This window comes from Micromonospora sp. NPDC002575 (assembly GCF_042889525.1).
GTDB lineage: Bacteria > Actinomycetota > Actinomycetes > Mycobacteriales > Micromonosporaceae > Micromonospora > Micromonospora carbonacea.
The window spans coordinates 333,591-350,383 of the sequence record NZ_JBIARA010000004.1; the positions used below are offsets into that span (position 1 = coordinate 333,591).

At 72.2% G+C, this 16,793-nt stretch carries 18 protein-coding genes; 13 read left to right on the forward strand and 5 right to left on the reverse strand.

Annotated features, from left to right (window positions below; all coding sequences use genetic code 11):
* Positions 1 to 8: 8 nt before the first annotated feature.
* Both ACFYWL_RS09275 and ACFYWL_RS09280 read right to left on the reverse strand, forming a co-directional pair.
* A complete protein-coding gene (locus ACFYWL_RS09275) occupies positions 9 to 473 on the reverse strand; it encodes a hypothetical protein (protein ID WP_386969547.1) in 465 nt (154 codons plus the stop codon).
* A gap of 115 nt (positions 474 to 588) precedes the next feature.
* A complete protein-coding gene (locus ACFYWL_RS09280) occupies positions 589 to 2,832 on the reverse strand; it encodes a M4 family metallopeptidase (protein ID WP_386969549.1) in 2,244 nt (747 codons plus the stop codon).
* 342 nt (positions 2,833 to 3,174) lie between these two features.
* On the opposite strand from ACFYWL_RS09280, the gene ACFYWL_RS09285 reads away from it, so the two are divergent.
* A complete protein-coding gene (locus ACFYWL_RS09285; RefSeq protein WP_386969551.1) occupies positions 3,175 to 4,380 on the forward strand; it encodes a S8 family peptidase in 1,206 nt (401 codons plus the stop codon).
* A gap of 202 nt (positions 4,381 to 4,582) precedes the next feature.
* Positions 4,583 to 5,434: a menaquinone biosynthetic enzyme MqnA/MqnD family protein gene (locus ACFYWL_RS09290; protein WP_386969553.1), complete on the forward strand. Its 852-nt coding sequence runs from the start codon at positions 4,583 to 4,585 to the stop codon at positions 5,432 to 5,434.
* Between the two features lie 77 nt (positions 5,435 to 5,511).
* Here ACFYWL_RS09290 and ACFYWL_RS09295 read toward each other — a convergent pair whose 3' ends face one another.
* A complete protein-coding gene (locus tag ACFYWL_RS09295) occupies positions 5,512 to 6,492 on the reverse strand; it encodes a hypothetical protein (RefSeq protein WP_386969555.1) in 981 nt (326 codons plus the stop codon).
* Positions 6,492 to 7,439, reverse strand: coding sequence for a hypothetical protein (locus ACFYWL_RS09300; protein ID WP_386969557.1), 948 nt, complete (start codon positions 7,437 to 7,439; stop codon positions 6,492 to 6,494). Before ACFYWL_RS09300 ends, ACFYWL_RS09295 begins: the two co-directional genes overlap by 1 nt.
* Positions 7,440 to 7,816: 377 nt before the next feature.
* Between ACFYWL_RS09300 and paaA the strand changes: the two genes are divergently transcribed.
* The 7 genes from paaA (at position 7,817) to ACFYWL_RS09335 (ending at position 12,993) form a co-directional block, all read left to right on the forward strand.
* Positions 7,817 to 8,887 carry a 1,2-phenylacetyl-CoA epoxidase subunit PaaA gene (paaA, locus tag ACFYWL_RS09305; protein ID WP_386969559.1) on the forward strand — a complete coding sequence of 357 codons (1,071 nt, stop codon included), beginning with the start codon at positions 7,817 to 7,819 and terminating at the stop codon, positions 8,885 to 8,887.
* A complete protein-coding gene (gene paaB, locus ACFYWL_RS09310; protein WP_386969562.1) occupies positions 8,884 to 9,174 on the forward strand; it encodes a 1,2-phenylacetyl-CoA epoxidase subunit PaaB in 291 nt (96 codons plus the stop codon). Before paaA ends, paaB begins: the two co-directional genes overlap by 4 nt.
* Entirely contained in the window at positions 9,171 to 9,896 is a 726-nt protein-coding gene (gene paaC / locus ACFYWL_RS09315; protein ID WP_386969565.1) for a 1,2-phenylacetyl-CoA epoxidase subunit PaaC, read from the forward strand. The genes paaB and paaC overlap by 4 nt, the downstream gene beginning before the upstream one ends.
* Entirely contained in the window at positions 9,890 to 10,390 is a 501-nt protein-coding gene (gene paaD / locus ACFYWL_RS09320) for a 1,2-phenylacetyl-CoA epoxidase subunit PaaD (RefSeq protein ID WP_386969568.1), read from the forward strand. The genes paaC and paaD overlap by 7 nt, the downstream gene beginning before the upstream one ends.
* Positions 10,387 to 11,505 carry a 1,2-phenylacetyl-CoA epoxidase subunit PaaE gene (paaE, locus tag ACFYWL_RS09325; protein WP_386969571.1) on the forward strand — a complete coding sequence of 373 codons (1,119 nt, stop codon included), beginning with the start codon at positions 10,387 to 10,389 and terminating at the stop codon, positions 11,503 to 11,505. The genes paaD and paaE overlap by 4 nt, the downstream gene beginning before the upstream one ends.
* 64 nt (positions 11,506 to 11,569) lie before the next feature.
* Complete coding sequence (locus ACFYWL_RS09330) at positions 11,570 to 12,262, forward strand: SDR family NAD(P)-dependent oxidoreductase (protein WP_386969574.1); 693 nt, start codon at positions 11,570 to 11,572, stop codon at positions 12,260 to 12,262.
* A gap of 80 nt (positions 12,263 to 12,342) precedes the next feature.
* Positions 12,343 to 12,993 (forward strand): hypothetical protein, encoded by a 651-nt coding sequence (locus ACFYWL_RS09335; protein ID WP_386969576.1) that lies wholly within the window; start codon positions 12,343 to 12,345, stop codon positions 12,991 to 12,993.
* A 101-nt stretch (positions 12,994 to 13,094) separates the two neighbouring features.
* Here the strand turns inward: ACFYWL_RS09335 and ACFYWL_RS09340 are convergent, their stop codons facing one another.
* On the reverse strand, positions 13,095 to 13,457 hold the full coding sequence (locus tag ACFYWL_RS09340; RefSeq protein ID WP_386969579.1) for a hypothetical protein: 363 nt from the start codon (positions 13,455 to 13,457) through the stop codon (positions 13,095 to 13,097).
* Between the two features lie 137 nt (positions 13,458 to 13,594).
* Between ACFYWL_RS09340 and ACFYWL_RS09345 the strand changes: the two genes are divergently transcribed.
* The 4 genes from ACFYWL_RS09345 to mqnC all read left to right on the forward strand — a co-directional run bounded on the left by ACFYWL_RS09345 (position 13,595) and on the right by mqnC (position 16,399).
* Positions 13,595 to 14,443, forward strand: a complete 849-nt coding sequence (locus tag ACFYWL_RS09345) for a helix-turn-helix domain-containing protein (RefSeq protein WP_386969582.1) — start codon at positions 13,595 to 13,597, stop codon at positions 14,441 to 14,443.
* A 7-nt stretch (positions 14,444 to 14,450) separates the two neighbouring features.
* On the forward strand, positions 14,451 to 14,645 hold the full coding sequence (locus ACFYWL_RS09350; protein ID WP_386969783.1) for a DUF397 domain-containing protein: 195 nt from the start codon (positions 14,451 to 14,453) through the stop codon (positions 14,643 to 14,645).
* Positions 14,646 to 14,812: 167 nt separating this feature from the next.
* Positions 14,813 to 15,007, forward strand: coding sequence for a DUF397 domain-containing protein (locus tag ACFYWL_RS09355; protein WP_386969584.1), 195 nt, complete (start codon positions 14,813 to 14,815; stop codon positions 15,005 to 15,007).
* Positions 15,008 to 15,208: 201 nt separating this feature from the next.
* A complete protein-coding gene (mqnC, locus tag ACFYWL_RS09360) occupies positions 15,209 to 16,399 on the forward strand; it encodes a cyclic dehypoxanthinyl futalosine synthase (protein WP_386969587.1) in 1,191 nt (396 codons plus the stop codon).
* Positions 16,400 to 16,793 lie beyond the last annotated feature (394 nt).

Consider the following 16,793-nt stretch of genomic DNA (forward strand, 5'->3'; position numbering starts at 1 on the left):
AGGTGGGTCTACGCCGTGAGCAACTGCCGGATCCGCGCGTACTCGGCGGCCATCTCCGGCTCGGCCAGGAAGTCGTCGAGCGCGGGCGAGACCCGGAAGTCGACCTCCTCCAGGGAGCGGATGGCGAGCTCGTGCAGTTCGCTGCGCCGGTGCTCCTCCAGGTAGGTGGTCCAGTGCTCGAGCGCGGAGAGGACGATCAGCAGGCCGGGGTCCATGTCGCCGTCGGCGAGGATGCCCTCGTCGATGCGGTCCAGGAGGGCACGCAGTTCGCTCGCGCCGGCCGTGGCGACGGTCTGCCGGGCGGTGGCCAGCGCCGCCCAGGCGTCCTTGTCGAGGTCGTCCTCGTCGGCCTGGTCCACCAGGTCGGCGGTGGTCAGGCGGGTGACGGTCGCCAACCCGAAGGCATGCAGGTCGTCCTCGCCGGCGGCGTCGATCAGTTGCTGGATGGCCTTTTCGACCTCGTGGTATCGCACGGCGTCAGGGTAGTGGCCGGCGGTGGGGCGTCGACGACCGGCTTGTGCTCCCCGCCGGGGTCGGCCCACGAGCGGGCCACCCGGAAAGCCGGATGGCCCGCTCGCTGCGCCGCCGTCAGAGGTTCAGGCTCCAGCTGTTGAGGTAACCGGTGTCGAGGCTCGCCGCGTCCTGGACCCGCAGCCGCCAGCTCCCGTTCGCCACCTCCGAGGAGAGGTTCACGGTGTACGTCTGGTCGATGTTGTCGGTGCCGCCGCCGGAGCGGTTGTGCAGCACGTACGCGCTGCCGTCCGGCGCGATCAGGCTGACCACCAGGTCACCGATGTAGGTGTGCACGATGTGCACCTCGACCTTGCTCGCGGTCGACGGGGTCGCCGCGCAGCCGCTGATCACGATGGCGCTCTCCACAGTCGTGTTGTCGGCGATCGCGACATCGGTGCCGTTCGTGCCCGAGCAGCCCGGCAGCCCGTTCACCGTCAGGTTCAGCGTGGTCGTCCGGGCGACCGAGGGGGAGGTGCCCACCAGCGTGATCGGTACGGTGCCGCTGCCGGCGGTGGCCGCGGCGCTGACCGTGACCGTGGTCGACCCGCCGGCGGTGACCGACGACGGGGCGAACGACACGCTCACCCCGGTCGGCAGCGGGCCGGTCGAGAAGGCGACCGTCTCGGCGGTGCCCCGGATGACCGTGGTGCTGACCGTGGCGGTGCCCGAGGCGCCCGGGTCGAGGGTCAGCGTCGCCGGGGCGACCGCGACGGTGAAGTCGTTGGCCGCGCACGACTCGGTGCCGTTGACGTTCACCGCGGTCCAGGCGGCCATCACGGCCTTGTACTCGGTGCTGCACAGGCCGTACAGGTCGGTGGCGGCCGACAGGGTGTGCACCCGTGCGGTGTTGGTCGGCTGGGCGGTGTTCACGTACCGGGTGTTCGACACGAAGTACGCGTCCAGCGCCCGGAACCAGATCTTCTCCGCCTTCTGCCGGCCGATCCCGGTGACCGGCGGGGCCGACCCGCACAGCGGCGAGGTGCCGTACGGGGTGACGCCGGATCCCTCGGCCAGGTTGAAGAAGAAGTGGTTGGCCACGCCCGAGGAGTAGTGCACGTCGAGGCTGTTGGTGCTGCTCGACCAGCAGCCGTGCGACGAGCCGTCCAGCGTCGGGTCGTACATGTAGCGCAGCGGGGTGCCGTTGCCGTTGATGTTGATCTTCTCGCCGACCTGGTAGTCGCCCGGGTCGACCGGGGTGTTGGCGTAGAACTCCACCATGTTGCCGAAAATGTCGCTGGTGGCCTCGTTCAGGCCGCCGGACTCGCCGGAGTAGGTCAGGCCGCCGGGGACCACGTTCTCGGTGACGCCGTGGGACATCTCGTGGCCGGCGACGTCGAGGGCGACCAGCGGCCGGGCGTTGCCCGAGCCGTCGCCGTAGGTCATCTGCGCGCCGTCCCAGAAGGCGTTGACGTACGCGTTGCCGTAGTGCACCCGGCTCGGCACGCCGGTGCCGTTGCCGAAGATGCCGTTGCGGCCGTGCACGTTCGTGAAGTAGTCGAACGTCGTGGCCGCGCCGAAGTGCGCGTCGACGGCGGCGGACTGCCGGTTCGAGGCCGCGCCGGTGCCCCACACGTTGTCGGCGTCGGTGAAGGTGGTGCAGGTCGAGGTGCCGTTGTTCATGTCGCAGGTGCGGCCGTTGCCCCGGGTCGGGTCGATCATGCTGTACGTCGACCCGGACAGCGTGGTGTCGATCGAGACCTGGCCGGCGTAGATGCTGTTGCCGGTGCCGACGACGGACTCGATCTCGTCGTACGCGCCGATCCGGGCGCCGGTCAGCGCGTCGCTGATCACGTGCAGCTTGGAGGGGGTCTGCCCGTCCGGGGCCCAGCCGGTCACCACCGTCTCCCAGGCGAGCCGCCCGGTTCCGCTGCTGGCGTCGACGAACAGCTCCGCCGCGCCGGTGCCGGTGATCCGGCCGGAGAACTCGGCGATCGCCGCCTTGCGGGCCTTCGCGGCGCTGACCTTCGGGGTGGTGGCGAGGCTGAGCGGGGCGGCCAGGCCGACCGAACTGCCCGCGTAGTCGCCGTCGGCCTCGGTGCGGATGACGACGTCCCCGCCGTAGACGCGGAGCCCGTCGTACGTGCGGGTGTAGCGGACCGTGCCCCGACCCTGGGCGTCCCGCTTGCTGCTGTGCACCGCGTAGCGGTCCTTTGCCGAGGACCTGACGGCCTGGGAGTGCTCCTTCAGGGCGGTGTCGGCGGCGGCGACCAGCGCCGGCCCGGGGGTGGACGGCGGGGCGGCGGACGCGCTCGTGGTGGTGACCACGAGTCCGCTGCCGACCAGCATGGTGACGCCGGCCAGCGCTAGGGCTGATCTCAAGATGACCTCCCCAATACGAGATGCACTCGCATCTGTCGATAGCGGGATCATCGTCCGCTGTGGAGATCCTGTGAAGATGAGCATCGATGGATAAACATACCGACTTGCCCATCCCGGCGATGCTATCGCCGACGAAATGCGCGAGGGTGTTCCGTTTCTGTTACGGAAGGAACCCATTGACAACAATCGCCTAAATGAATGGCAACCTTCGATGGCTGCCCGATCCCTAGCGTGATGGGCACGTCGAACCCGACGTACCACGAAGGCCCTCCGCCCACACATCCCATCGGCGCGGGAGGCCGCCGGTCGACGCCGTCGACCGGCCCAGGAAGGAGCAGCCCAGTGAGGCTCACCCCGTACGTCAACCGCCGTCGGATCGGCACCCTCGGCACCGCCGCCCTCGCCGGCGCGCTGCTGGCCACCGCCGGGGTCGACCCGGCAGCGGCGACAGCGGCCACCGGCACCGTCCTCGGCGCCGACCGGCCCACCGCCGTCGACGGCAGCTATCTCGTGGTGCTCAAGGAGGGCCAGCGGCCCGACCGGGCCCGCGCCGAGGCCATCACCTCGCGCTACGGCGACGGCCGGGTCGACCGGGTCTACGGCCGGACCGTCAACGGCTGGTCGGCCCACCTCACCGAGCGGGCGGCCCGCCGGCTGGCCGCCGACCCCGCCGTCGCCTACGTGGAGCAGGACCAGCGGGTGCAGGCCCTCGCCACCCAGACCAACCCGCCCTCGTGGGGGCTCGACCGCATCGACCAGCGCAACCTGCCGCTCAACCGGTCCTTCACCTACGGGCCGAGCAACGGGGTGCGCGTCTACGTCGTCGACACCGGCGTCCGGATCACCCACCAGGACCTCGCCGGCCGGGCGGTGAGCGGGTACGACGCGGTGGACAACGACAACAACGCCGACGACGGCAACGGACACGGCACCTTCGTCGCCTCGGTCGCCGCCGGCACCGCGTACGGCGTGGCCAAGAACGCCACCGTCGTGGGCGTCCGGGTGCTCGACAACAGCGGCTCGGGCACCACGGCCGGCGTCATCGCCGGCATCGACTGGGTCACCGCGAACGCGACCCGTCCCGCCGTGGCCAACCTGAGCCTCGGCGGCGGCGCCAGCACCACTCTCGACGCGGCGGTCCGCCGGTCGATCGCCGCCGGCGTCACCTACAGCATCGCGGCCGGCAACTCCGGCGTACCGGCCACCGGCACCTCGCCGGCCCGGGTCACCGAGGCGCTGACCGTCGGCGCGACCGACCAGACCGACACCCGGGCGAGCTGGTCCAACTACGGCACCGCACTCGACCTCTTCGCGCCCGGTGTCTCCATCACCGCCGCCTGGCGCACCGGCGACACCGCCACCTACACCGGCAGCGGCACCTCGTTCGCGGCGCCGCACGTCGCCGGCGCCGCCGCGATCTACCTGCGGAACAACCCCACGGCCAGCCCCGCCACGGTCAACGCGGCGATCGTCGCCGCCGCCACGCCCAACGTGGTCGTCAACCCCGGTGCCGGCTCGCCGAACCGGCTGCTCTACGTCGGAAGCTGACCCGCCCGCACCACCCGTCCGCGCCGGGCCACCCCCGGCGCGGACGGCGGCCGGTGGCCCACCGCCCCGCAAGACCCGCCGGGGCGGTCACCCGGCGCGACCGCCGCCCCACCCGGGCGGCGGTCGCGCCGCCGGTGCGGGATTGGCCACTCCGGGGCCCGCCCGGTGAGCCCGCCCCCCACGGCGGGGATACGGTCGCAACATGGCTGACCGCATCGCCCGTCCCCGGGTCGGACACATCCAGTTCCTGAACTGCCTGCCGATCTACTGGGGCCTGATGCGTTCCGGCGCGCTGATCGACGTCGACCTGCACAAGGACTCGCCGGACCGGCTGAGCGCCGCCCTGGTCGCCGGTGACCTGGACATCGGGCCGATCTCGCACGTCGAGTACCTGCGCCACGCCGACGAGCTGCTGCTCCTGCCCGACCTCGCGGTCGGCAGCGACGGCCCGGTGCTCTCGGTCAACATGGTGTCCACGAAGCCCCTCGCCGAGCTGGGCGGCGGCCGGGTGGCCCTCGGCTCGACGTCGCGCACCGGCGTGCTGCTCGCCCGGCTGCTGCTCGGCGAGCGGTACGGCGTCCACCCCGACTACTTCCGCTGCCCGCCCGACCTGACGCAGATGCTGCTGGAGGCGGACGCCGGGGTGCTGATCGGCGACGTGGCGCTGCGGGCGCTGTACGAGGCGCCGCAGCGGGGGCTGGAGGTCACCGACCTCGGGCTGGCCTGGCGGGACTGGACCGGGCTGCCGATGGTCTTCGCCGTCTGGGCGGTACGCCGGGACTTCGCCGCCGCCCACCCCGGCCTCGTCAAGGAGGTGCACGAGGCGTTCCTGCGCTCCCGCGACCTGTGCCTGGCCGAGCTGGACCAGGTCGCCGAGGCCGCCGCCCGGTGGGAGTCGTTCGACGCCGCCACCCTGGCCACGTACTTCCGGGCGTTGGACTTCTCGCTCGGCGGGCGTCAGGTGGCCGGGCTGCGCGAGTTCGCCCGCCGGGCGGCCGAGATCGGCGAGGCCCCGCCGCTGCCGGCGGACGGCCCCCGGTTCTTCGCCGGCTGAGGCCGAGGGCCCGGCGTACGCGAGGCTCCGGCGTACGCCGCGACCGCCGTCGCCCGACGGCGGTCGCGGGGCGCGCGTCAGGTGGTCGAGTCCAGCACCGCCTCGGTGATCTTCTGGCAGTTCTTCATGCCGTACTCGTAGCCCATGTCGATCGGGTAGCGGACCATCACGCCCATCGTCCAGTTGTCGCCGATGGCGAGGCAGTTGATGTGCATCTCCTGCTCGCGGGTCCGGTCGATCCAGCCGTTCTTGATGGCGATCTTCTTCTGCTCGGCCGCCGGGAACGCCTTGCGGATGCCGAAGTCACCGGAGCCCCGCACCAGCCGCATCTCGCTGATCAGCCACTTGGTCCACTCCGGCCCGGCCGCCCGGCCGTCCTTGATGCAGGCGCCCAGGCGCGCGGTGTCCCGGGGGGAGAGGTTCGTCCGGCTCCAGCCGCCGTCGGCGGCGACGCTGCTGTCGGTGGTCTCGCAGATGGAGATCATCCGCTTGATCGACGCGGACCGGCCCACCGTGTTGTAGAACTGCTCGGCGCGGGTGTTGTCGCTGTCGCGGATGATCCGGGTGGCGTCGGCGAGCTTGGCGTCGCTGGGCCGCTGCCCCTGCTCGTCAGCCCGCCGCAGGTAGTCGGCGACGATCCAGGACTTGATCAGCGACGCGGTGGTGCTGGTCTCGTCCATGTTCTTCGAGCCGATGATCTTCCCGGTGCGGGTGTCCAGGACGCTCCAGGCATACCAGCCCTCGATGTCGAGGTCGATCTGCCTGTCCGCGAACGGCAGCGGCTCCAGCGTCGGCGAGGGGCTGGGCGAGGCGGTGGGACGCGACTTGCGGTCCGAGGCCGTGCCGGCGGCACGGTCGGCGGGCGTGGAGGCGTCGCCCCACTCGGCGGTGGCGGTCGACGCCATCGGCGAGCCGGGCAGCAGCCGCAGCGACACCAGCACCAGCCCGATCAGGACGGCCGCGATCGCGATCAGCCGTAGCGGCGAGGTCTCGCCCCGCGCCGAGCCCTCCCGCGCCGAGCCTCCACCGCCGGCAGCCCGGCGACGGCTGCCGGCCATCAGAGCTTGCCGATCGGCTGCTGCGGCACCTTGAGGGCGGCGCCGGGCTGCGGGGTGACCAACTGGGTGGCGACGCTGGCGCAGACCTTCGCGCCGTACGACAGCCCCAGCTTCTGCGGGTAGCGCAACATGACGGCGAGGCTCCACTTCTCGGTGACCGCAAGACAGTTCACGTGCCAGTTGCCGTCATAGTTCAACGGTGTCCAGCCGTTTTTGATGCTGACCGGCCCCTGGGCCTTGATCTCGGCGGGCAGGCCGTCGACGATGCCCCACTTGCCGCCGCCGGAGCGCTGCCGCTGGTCCTTGACGCTGCCCCGGACCTTGCTCATCTCGTCCAGCAGGTACGGCGTCCACTTCGCGCCGGCGGCCTTGCCGTCGCCGATGCAGTCGCCGAGCCGGACGGCGTCGCGGGGGGACATCTGGGTGAAGCTCCACCACCCGACGTACCCGGGCACGGTACCGGGCTTGGTGTCGGTCAGCCCGCAGATCTTGATCATTCGCTTGATCGAGTCGCCCCGGCCGTCGGCCGCGTACAGATAGTTGGCCGCGTCGTCGTTGCTGTCCCGGATGGCGGTGCTGATCGCCTTCTTCTGCGCGGCGCTGGGCTCCTTGTCGCCGAGCCGCCGAAGGAGGTCGGCCGCGAACCAGGATTTGATCATCGACTCGGTCGAGCTGGTCCTGGTCAGGTTCTTCGAGCCGGAGATGGTGTCGGTCTCCCGGTCCATCAGCGCCCAGGAGAAGAACTCGCCGGCGAAGCTCACCGAGACGGGGCCGGCGGCCAGGGTCGGCGGCGGCGGGGCGGTCGGCTCGGGGGCCGCCACGGCGTCCGCGCCGCCGGGCCCGCCGTCGTCGCCGCCGGAGAGCTTGGCGTACGCGGCTGGCACCAGCATGGCGCTGCCGACGAGGATCGCCACGACGGCGAGCACCATGGCCACGCGAGGTCGCATGAGTGGGTGAGCTCCAGATGTCAGGGCCGGGGGACCGACTGCTTTCCGAACTGGTTCGTCCTGATCGCTGGGGGCCGGGGGAGGTGGCCCGCGTCATACGCCCGGCGGCCGTCCGCAGCCGGTCGGTGTGACCGGGAAAGTCTACGTCCGGGTGGCCGACGCGCCAGGAACCGACGCCTGTCAGGTCGCTATGAGGGCGGGATTGTGGCCAGCTATGCCTAGCTTGGGCGGATTCATCTGTGATTAGTGAGCCATGTCATACCTGTGTCCCTGCACCTGGGGCGATGCGAAGCGGGGTCGACCCGTGGCGGAAGGTGTGTGCGGAAACCTGTGACACCCTCTGGTATCGGCAGGCGCGAGCTGTAACACTTGTCGTCATGTATGGCAACGACTTCTCCGCCCCGGAGGACGCGCCCGGCGGTGGCCTGCTCGGCGAGGTGGCGGCGGCGGAGGCGGCGCTGCGCGAGGCGGCGACCCGGCAGCGGGGCGGCGTCGCTCCCGGCCCCGACGCCGACCTGGAGGCATACTTCGCCGACGTCATCGACGCCGACCAGAAGATCGAGCCCCGCGACTGGATGCCCGAGGCGTACCGGAAGACGCTGATCCGGCAGATCGCCCAGCACGCGCACTCCGAGATCATCGGGATGCAGCCGGAGGGCAACTGGATCAGCCGCGCCCCCTCGCTCAAGCGCAAGGCCATCCTGCTGGCCAAGGTCCAGGACGAGGCCGGGCACGGCCTCTACCTGTACGCCGCCGCCGAGACCCTCGGCGTCAGCCGGGACGAGCTGGTGCAGCTCCTGCTCGACGGGCGGCAGAAGTACAGTTCGATCTTTAACTATCCCACCCTGAGCTGGGCCGACGTGGGGGTGATCGGCTGGCTGGTCGACGGCGCGGCGATCGTCAACCAGGTGCCGCTGTGCCGCTGCTCCTACGGCCCGTACGCGCGGGCCATGATCCGGGTCTGCAAGGAGGAGTCGTTCCACCAGCGCCAGGGCTACGAGATCCTGCACACCCTCGCCCACGGCACCCCGGAGCAGAAGGCCATGGCCCAGGACGCGGTGGACCGCTGGTGGTATCCGTCACTGGCCATGTTCGGCCCGCCCGACGGCGACTCCACCCACTCCGCCCGGTCGATGGCCTGGAAGATCAAGCGGTTCTCCAACGACGAGCTGCGCCAGCGCTTCGTCGACATGTGCGTGCAGCAGGCGGAGATCCTCGGCCTCACCCTGCCCGACCCCGACCTGCGCTGGAACGAGCAGCGCCAGGCGTACGACTTCACCGAGCCGGACTACGCCGAGCTGATGCGGGTGATCTCCGGCGAGGGCCCGTGCAACCGGCAGCGGATGGAGCACCGCCGCCGCGCCCACGCCGAGGGCGCGTGGGTCCGCGAGGCCGCCGCCGCGTACGCGGCCAAGCGGTCGACCGCGAAGGAGGCGATCGCCGTATGAGCACCGACGACACGACCCCGCTGTGGGAGGTCTTCGTGCGGGCCCGGCGCGGGCTGGCGCACACCCACGTCGGCAGCCTGCACGCCCCCGACGCCGAGCTGGCCCTGCACAACGCCCGGGACCTCTACACCCGCCGCCAGGAGGGGGTGTCGATCTGGGTGGTGCCGGCCGCCGCGATCACCGCGTCCAGCCCCGACGAGAAGGACGCCTTCTTCGACCCGGCGGCCGACAAGGTCTACCGCCACCCCACCTTCTACGAGGTGCCGGACGGGGTGGCCCACCTGTGAGGAATCCCTTCGACTTCGCCCTCGCCCTCGGCGACGACGCGCTGGTCGCCGCGCAGCGGCTCGGCGAGTGGACCAGCCGCGCCCCCGAGATGGAGGAGGACGTCGCGCTGGCCAACATCGCCCTCGACCAGCTCGGCGCGGCCCGGCTCCTGCTCACGTACGCGGGCGAGCTGGAGGGGGCCGGCCGCGGCGAGGACGCGCTGGCGTACCTGCGCGACGACCGGCAGTTCCGCAACTGCCTGCTGGTCGAGCTGCCCAACGGCGACTTCGCGGTGACCATGGCGAAGCTGCTGTTCCTGTCGGCCTACCAGCTCCCGCTCTACGCCGCGCTGGCCGGGTGCGCCGACGAGCGGCTCGCCGCGATCGGGGCGAAGGCGCGCAAGGAGTCCGCCTACCACCGGGACCACGCCGCGCTGTGGGTGCGCCGGCTCGGCGACGGCACCGCCGAGTCGCACCGCCGCATGCAGGCCGCCGTCGACCAGGTCTGGCCGTACGCGCACGAGCTGTTCGCGCCGTGGCCGGGCGCGCCGGTCGACCCGGCCACCCTGCGCGGCGACTTCGACGCGTACGTCGGGCCGGTGCTGGCCGAGGCGACGCTGACCCGGCCGGCCGACGGCTGGGCCCCGGCCGGCGGGCGGGACGGCCTGCACACCGAGCACCTGTCGTACCTGCTGGCGGAGATGCAGGTGCTGCACCGCGCCCACCCGGGGGCGAAGTGGTAGACCCGAGGGAGGCCGTGGCGGCGGTGGTGGACCCGGAGATCCGGGTGATCACCATCGACGAGCTGGGCATCCTGCGGGCGGTCGAGCAGGACCCGGCCACCGGCCGGGTCACCGTGACCATCACCCCCACCTACACCGGCTGCCCGGCGATGGACGTGATCCGGGCCGACATCCGGCGGGCGCTGGCCGCCGCCGGGCACCCCGACGCCGACGTCCGCACGGTCTACAGCCCGGCGTGGAGCACCGACTGGATCTCCGACGCCGGCCGGGCCAAGCTGACCGCCGCCGGCATCGCCCCGCCGCCCGCGACCCGGGGCGGGACCGCCCCGCCCGCCGGGGCCGGCACGGTCGTGCCGCTGACCCTCGCCGTCCGCTGCCCGCTCTGCGGCTCGGCGGAGACCGAGCAGGTCAGCCGGTTCGGCTCCACCGCGTGCAAGGCCCTGTGGCGCTGCCGCGCCTGTCGTGAACCCTTCGACCACCTGAAGGCGCTGTGACTATCACGATCACCCGACCGGTCCGCCGCCGGCCGGCCTTCCACCCGCTGCCCGTCGCCGCCGTCGACCGGCTCACCGCCGACGCCGTGGCGATCACCTTCGCCGTGCCGGAGAAGCTGCGGGCGGTCTTCGCGTTCACCGCCGGCCAGCACCTCACCGTGCGGCTGCCCGCCGGCGTCAACCAGGCGGACGCGGACGTGCGCCGGTCGTACTCGATCTGCTCGACGCCCGACGACCTGGCCCGGCACGGCCGGCTGCGGATCGGGGTGCGGGAGATCCCCGGCGGCGCGTTCTCCGCCTACGCCTGCTCGGTGCTGCGGCACGGCGACACCGTCGAGGTGCTGCCCCCGCTCGGGCACTTCACCACGGCGTTCGACCCGGCCCGGGCCCGCCGCTACGGCGCGGTGGCCGCCGGCTCCGGCATCACCCCGGTGCTCGCGCTGGTCGCCACGGCCCTGGCCGTCGAGCCGGCCAGCACCTTCACCCTGGTGTACGGCAACCGCACGGCCAACTCGGTGATGTTCGCCGAGGAGCTGGCCGACCTGAAGGACCGCTACCCGACGCGGCTGCACCTGGTGCACGTGCTGTCCCGGGAGCCCGGCGAGTCGCCGCTGCTGTCGGGGCGGATCGACGCCGACCGGCTGGGCCGCCTGCTGGACACGATCGTGCCGGGCGACGCGATCGAGGAGTGGTTCCTCTGCGGCCCGTACGGAATGGTGGTCGACGCGAAGGCGGTGCTCGCCGCGCGGGGCCTGCCGGAGTCGGCGGTGCACGCGGAGCTGTTCCACGTCGCCGAGACGCCCGCACCGCCGCCCCGCCGCCCCGCCGGGCCGACCGGGGACGCCGAGGTGACGATCGTGCTGGACGGCCGGGCGTCGACGTTCCCGATGGGCCGCGAGGAACGGGTCCTCGACGCGGCGCTGCGGGTGCGCGGCGAGCTGCCGTACGCGTGCAAGGGCGGGGTCTGCTCGACCTGCCGGGCGAAGGTGGTCTCCGGCGCGGTGACGATGGCCCGCAACTACGCCCTGGAGCCGGACGAGGTCGCCGCCGGGTACGTGCTGACCTGCCAGTCCACCCCCACCACCGACACCCTCACGGTCGACTACGACGCCTAGCCGGCTGCGGGTGTCGACGCTGGCCAGGTAGTGGCGTGATCGCCGTGCTGGTATGAAGGGCGCTGTGGACAGGCAGCGGGCCATCGTGGTCGGTAACAGCGACGGCATCGGGCTGGCGGTCACCCGGCGGCTGCTGGCCGCCGGGTGGACGGTGGCGGGCCTGTCGCGCAGCAGCAGCCCGTTGACATCCAGCGGCTACGAGCACCACCTCGCCGACGTCACCGATGCCGGCTACCGCGAGGTGCTCGCCGGGGCGCTGGACACCCTCGGCGGTGTCGAGGTCTGCATCTACGCTGCCGGGGTCGGTGACTTCTTCGCCGTGGAGGACCTGGCCGCGCAGACCAGGGCGCTGGAGGTCAACCTCGTCGGCGCCGCGCGCACCATGGAGATGGTGGTGCCGTTCATGGCGCGCGCCGGAGCGGGGCACGTGGTCGGCCTGTCGAGCCTCGCCGACGTGGCCCCCTCGGCCGAGGCGCCCGGCTACGCCGCAGGCAAGGCCGGGCTGTCGTCGTACCTGCTGGGGCTGGGCGGGGCCCTGCGGGCGCACGGGGTGCGGGTCAGCGTCGTCCGATTCGGTTTCGTCGACACCAAGATGGCCAAGGCGCGGGTCAAACCGATGATGCTCTCGGTCGAGCAGGCCGCCGACATGGTGCTGGACTGCCTGCGTACCCGCGCGACGGTCGTCTCACGACCCCGACGGATGGCGGCCCTGGCACGTACCGCCGGGGTGGTGCTGAACATGCGGGCGCGCCGGTGAGGTCTTGATTCGCCCGCGACGGCGACTGGCCAGGCTTTGTTACGGTCGCGCCAGCAGCGCCGGCCGGAGTGGGAGCGATGATGGAGAAGCGGCACGTCGGCACGTTGGTCGTCGTACTGGCCGGCGTGGCGGTCGTCGGCGCGGCCGGCGGCACCTACCTGGCCACCCGGGGCGACAGCACGACGGCGGGCAGCACCGTGGACGCCGGCAGCACCGTGGACGCGGGCAGCACGGTGGACGCGGGCCGGCAGACGGGCGGCCCCGAGGCCGGCGGGGGAGCCGCCCCGGCCCAGCCGTCGTCCGGCGCGCCCACCGGCTCACCCGATTCCTCGGGCTCATCGGGTTCCTCGGGTGGGGGGACGCGGACGTACCGCCTCGACCGGACCTTCTACGACCAGGCGTCGATGACGGTCACCCTGGTCAGCGCCGAGGTGACCGGGAGCAAGCTGCGGCTGAACGTCCGCTACCGCAACGGCTCGGCGACGGCCCCCTGGGCGCTGGAGTGCTCACCCGTCGCCGAGGACCGCGAGTTGGTGCTGCTCACCCTGGCCGACGGCCGGACCGTGCGCCCGGAGAGCACCTACTGCTCCACCCGGCCCGGCGAGTCGATCGAACTCGCGCCCGGCCGCGAGCTGGCCAGCTGGGCCGTGTTCCCGGTCGCGCCGCAGGCCGGCTCGCCGCTCGAACTGTCCTGGTACGACTTCCCCGCCACCGACCTCACCCTCCGCTGACGCGACACCGGGCGCCGACCCTGGACCTGCGTGAATCTTGGAAGATTCCGGCCCCTGGAGGGGCCTCATTCTTCCAAGATCTCCTCTTCCTCGCGTGAGTCTCAGCCCTTGGGTACGTGTGCGGTCCAGTAGGTGAGGTCGGAGTGGTGCTCCGTGAGGACGACCGACTCGCCGCATGCCTCCCCGATCATCTTGGCCGCGTCGTCCAGGTGCGCCGGCTGGTGATCCCAGTCGTCGTCGCAGAACAGGTGCAGGCCGACCTCGCCCCGGTCGTCGCCGAGCGCCTCGGCCGCGTCGGGCGGCACCAGCACCACCGTGTAGCGGGCGGCCTCCCGCTCCGCCTCGGTGGGTGGCTCCGGCTCGTCCCGCCTCCGTCGGCGGAAGCGTTCCACCACGGACGGGATGGGGCCGGGCGAGTCCGCCGGGTCGTACGGCCGCAGCCAGTCGGGCTGAAAGGTCCGCATCGCAACTCCTCAACTCGTGGCGACGATGGTTAGCAACGTTGCTTGCCATAGTTGCTTTCCCGATGTCTGGAGTCAATACTCAACGCCACGAGGCGTGTCGTCAGAGTGACGGCCGACGGGGTGGTGGAGGGGACGGCATGGCCAAGGCGAATCTGCCGACCGTCGTCGGGCGTGGGCTCGGCGGCGAGCTGCGCGAACTGCGGAAGGCACGCGGGTTGCCGCTGCGGCAGGTGGCGACCCGGTTGGACTGGCAGGCGTCCAAGCTGTCCCGGATGGAGACCGGCATCCAGGGCATCCAGGCCGCCGACGTCGCCTCGCTGCTGGTGATCTACGGCGTCACCGGCAACGAGCGCAAGCGGCTGCTCGCGATGGCCGAGCGATCGGCCGAGACCGGCTGGTGGGAGGCGATCGGCGGGCTGTCCGACGAGTCGCGCACGCTGATCCGGCTGGAGGCCGAGGCGGCCGGCATCGTGAACTGGGAGCCGCTGCTGGTGCCGGGGCTGTTGCAGACCCCGGACTACGCCCACGCGGTGATGGTCGGCTGCGGGGTGCCGCCCGACGATGCGCAGGGGCGGGTGGCGGCCCGGCTGGGCCGGCAGGCCATCCTGAGCCGCCCCAACCCACCCGCGCTCCACGCGCTGCTCGACGAGGCGGTGCTGCGCCGGGCGCTCGGCGGCCCCCGGGTGATGGCCCGGCAGCTCCGGCACCTGGTCGAGGCGGCCGAGCGGCCGACGGTGACGCTGCGGGTGGTGCCGCTGGCGGCGGGCGCACACACCGGCCTGGATGGCTCGTTCGCGCTCTTCGACTTCCCGCGCAACCGGTCGGTGGTCTATCTCGACCACAAGCTGACCGGGCTGTTCCTGGAGGAGGCAGCGCAGGTGGCGCACTTCCGGCGGGAGGCGGATAGGCTGGCCGAGGCGGCGTTGAGCCCCGTCGATTCGGTGGCGCTCGTCGCGCGTTACGCGGCGGAGCATGAGCGAGAGTGAGTCGAGGATGTCCACCCCTGAGCTGTCCGGCGCGGCCTGGCGCAAGTCGTCCCGCAGCGGTTCCAACGCCAACTGCGTCGAGGTGGCGGAGACGGCGCGGGCGGTGGGCGTACGCGATTCGAAGGATCCGGCCGGGCCGGTGCTGGCCTTCGACCGGCGGGCTTGGACCGCCTTCGTGGCCGGCCTGCCGGGCCGGGCCTGACCCGTCCGGCGGCGGGTGACCGCCTCCGGCCGGCGGTCCCTCGGACCTTGGACAGTTGCTGCGCCGAGCTGACAGCAAATGTCCAAGATCTGGCGTGGGCCGGCGGGAGCGCCGAAGGACACCGTCGCGCGGAATGCGGCGGAGCACGAGCGAGAGGGGAGTCTCCGATGACGACGCCTGACCTCTGCGGAGCGACGTGGCGCAAGTCGTCCCGCAGCGGATCCGACAGTGACTGCGTCGAGGTGGCGGAGACGGCGCGGGCGGTGGGCGTACGCGATTCGAAGGATCCGGCCGGGCCGGTGCTGGCCTTCGACCGGCGGGCCTGGACCGCCTTCGTCGCCGGCCTGCCGGGCCGGGCCTGACCCGTCCGGCGGCGGCTGACGATCCCGCTCGCCGCGCCGGTGGCGGAACCCCCTGGAACTTGGACAGTTGCTGTCAAGAGCTGACGGGAACTGTCCAAGATCGGCGTAAGGCGGTGGCAGCGCCAGCGGCGGGGTGCGGGACGCGTCACGCGGTGCGCACCCCTGCGGGGCTGGACGGCTGCCCGGCGTACGCTCGGAGGCGTGACGGTGAGCCGGGAGATCGACGACATCCTGCAACGCGGCGCGGACGGCGGGCGGATCACGCCCGAGGAGGCCCTGCTGCTCTACACCGAGGCGCCCTTCCATGCCCTCGGCGAGGCGGCCGACGCGGTGCGTCGGCGGCGCTACCCCGACAACATCGTCACCTACCTGATCGACCGCAACATCAACTACACGAACGTCTGCGTGACGGCGTGCAAGTTCTGTGCCTTCTACCGTGCGCCCAAGCACAAGGAGGGGTGGACCCACCCGACCGAGGAGATCCTGCGCCGCTGCGGCGAGGCGGTCGAGCTGGGCGCGACCCAGGTCATGCTCCAGGGCGGCCACCACCCCGACTACGGCGTGGAGTACTACGAGGAGCTGTTCTCCTCGGTCAAGCAGGCGTATCCGCAGCTCGCGATCCACTCCATCGGGCCGAGCGAGATCCTGCACATGGCCAAGGTGTCGGGCGTGAGCCTCGACGAGGCGATCGCGCGGATCAAGGCCGCCGGGCTCGACTCGATCGCCGGGGCCGGCGCGGAGATGCTGCCGGACCGGCCGCGCAGGGCGATCGCCCCGCTGAAGGAGTCCGGCGCGCGTTGGCTGGAGGTCATGGAGCTGGCCCACCGGCAGGGCCTGGAGTCGACCGCCACGATGATGATGGGCACCGGCGAGACGGCCGCCGAGCGGATCGAGCACCTGCGGATGATCCGCGACGTGCAGGACCGCACCCGGGGCTTCCGGGCGTTCATCCCGTGGACGTACCAGCCGGAGAACAACCACCTCAAGGGGCGCACCCAGGCGACGACGCTGGAATACCTGCGCCTGGTCGCGGTCTCCCGGCTCTTCTTCGAGACCGTGCCGCACCTTCAGGCGTCCTGGCTGACCACCGGCAAGGACGTCGGCCAGCTCGCCCTGCACATGGGCGTGGACGACCTCGGCTCGATCATGCTGGAGGAGAACGTGATCTCCTCGGCGGGCGCGCGGCACCGGTCCAACCTGCACGAGCTGATCGGCATGATCCGTTCGGCGGACCGCATCCCCGCCCAGCGGGACACCCTCTACCACCGGCTCGCGGTGCACCACACCCCGGCCGACGACCCGACCGACGACCGGGTGGTGTCGCACTTCTCCTCGATCGCGCTGCCGGGCGGCGGGGTCGGCAAGACCCTGCCGCTGGTCGACGCCCGCTGACGGGGGCGATCCCGGGCAGGCCGAACCTCACGCGCGGTGATCGCGGCGGGCCGTAGTGTAGCCGGCCGAAAGTCTCGTGACCGGTCGTCGGGAGGGCATTTAGTGGTCGCCGTTCGGGGGACGCGCCGGGGTGGCGGCCCGCCCACAAGCGACCAATCCCGACAATCCCCGGAGGTGACCGAACGTACGGTCCGGGCATCGCCGGCGCGGGGGGTGGCGGCGTCGCCCAGCGGCCGATAACGTGCGGCGCGCACCCTCCGACGCAGGTCGGAGCGGGTCGGCCGAGGTGGAACGGCCGGCGGGCCACATCCTCCATCGGCCCATGAGGGCCGTTCATATAACGCACCGCAGTGAGGGCGGGACGGTCGACCGTCCCGCCCTCACTGTTGGTACG

Bases quoted from the DNA above. Each gene is read 5' to 3' on its own strand.
- ACFYWL_RS09355 (WP_386969584.1), top strand. From the start codon at position 14,813: ATGACGACGCCTGACCTCTGCGGAGCGACGTGGCGCAAGTCGTCCCGC.
- ACFYWL_RS09290 (WP_386969553.1), top strand. From the start codon at position 4,583: ATGGCTGACCGCATCGCCCGTCCCCGGGTCGGACACATCCAGTTCCTG.
- ACFYWL_RS09345 (WP_386969582.1), top strand. From the start codon at position 13,595: ATGGCCAAGGCGAATCTGCCGACCGTCGTCGGGCGTGGGCTCGGCGGC.
- ACFYWL_RS09335 (WP_386969576.1), top strand. From the start codon at position 12,343: ATGGAGAAGCGGCACGTCGGCACGTTGGTCGTCGTACTGGCCGGCGTG.
- ACFYWL_RS09340 (WP_386969579.1), bottom strand. From the start codon at position 13,457: ATGCGGACCTTTCAGCCCGACTGGCTGCGGCCGTACGACCCGGCGGAC.
- paaA (WP_386969559.1), top strand. From the start codon at position 7,817: ATGTATGGCAACGACTTCTCCGCCCCGGAGGACGCGCCCGGCGGTGGC.
- ACFYWL_RS09300 (WP_386969557.1), bottom strand. From the start codon at position 7,439: ATGCGACCTCGCGTGGCCATGGTGCTCGCCGTCGTGGCGATCCTCGTC.
- ACFYWL_RS09350 (WP_386969783.1), top strand. From the start codon at position 14,451: ATGTCCACCCCTGAGCTGTCCGGCGCGGCCTGGCGCAAGTCGTCCCGC.
- paaB (WP_386969562.1), top strand. From the start codon at position 8,884: ATGAGCACCGACGACACGACCCCGCTGTGGGAGGTCTTCGTGCGGGCC.
- ACFYWL_RS09295 (WP_386969555.1), bottom strand. From the start codon at position 6,492: ATGGCCGGCAGCCGTCGCCGGGCTGCCGGCGGTGGAGGCTCGGCGCGG.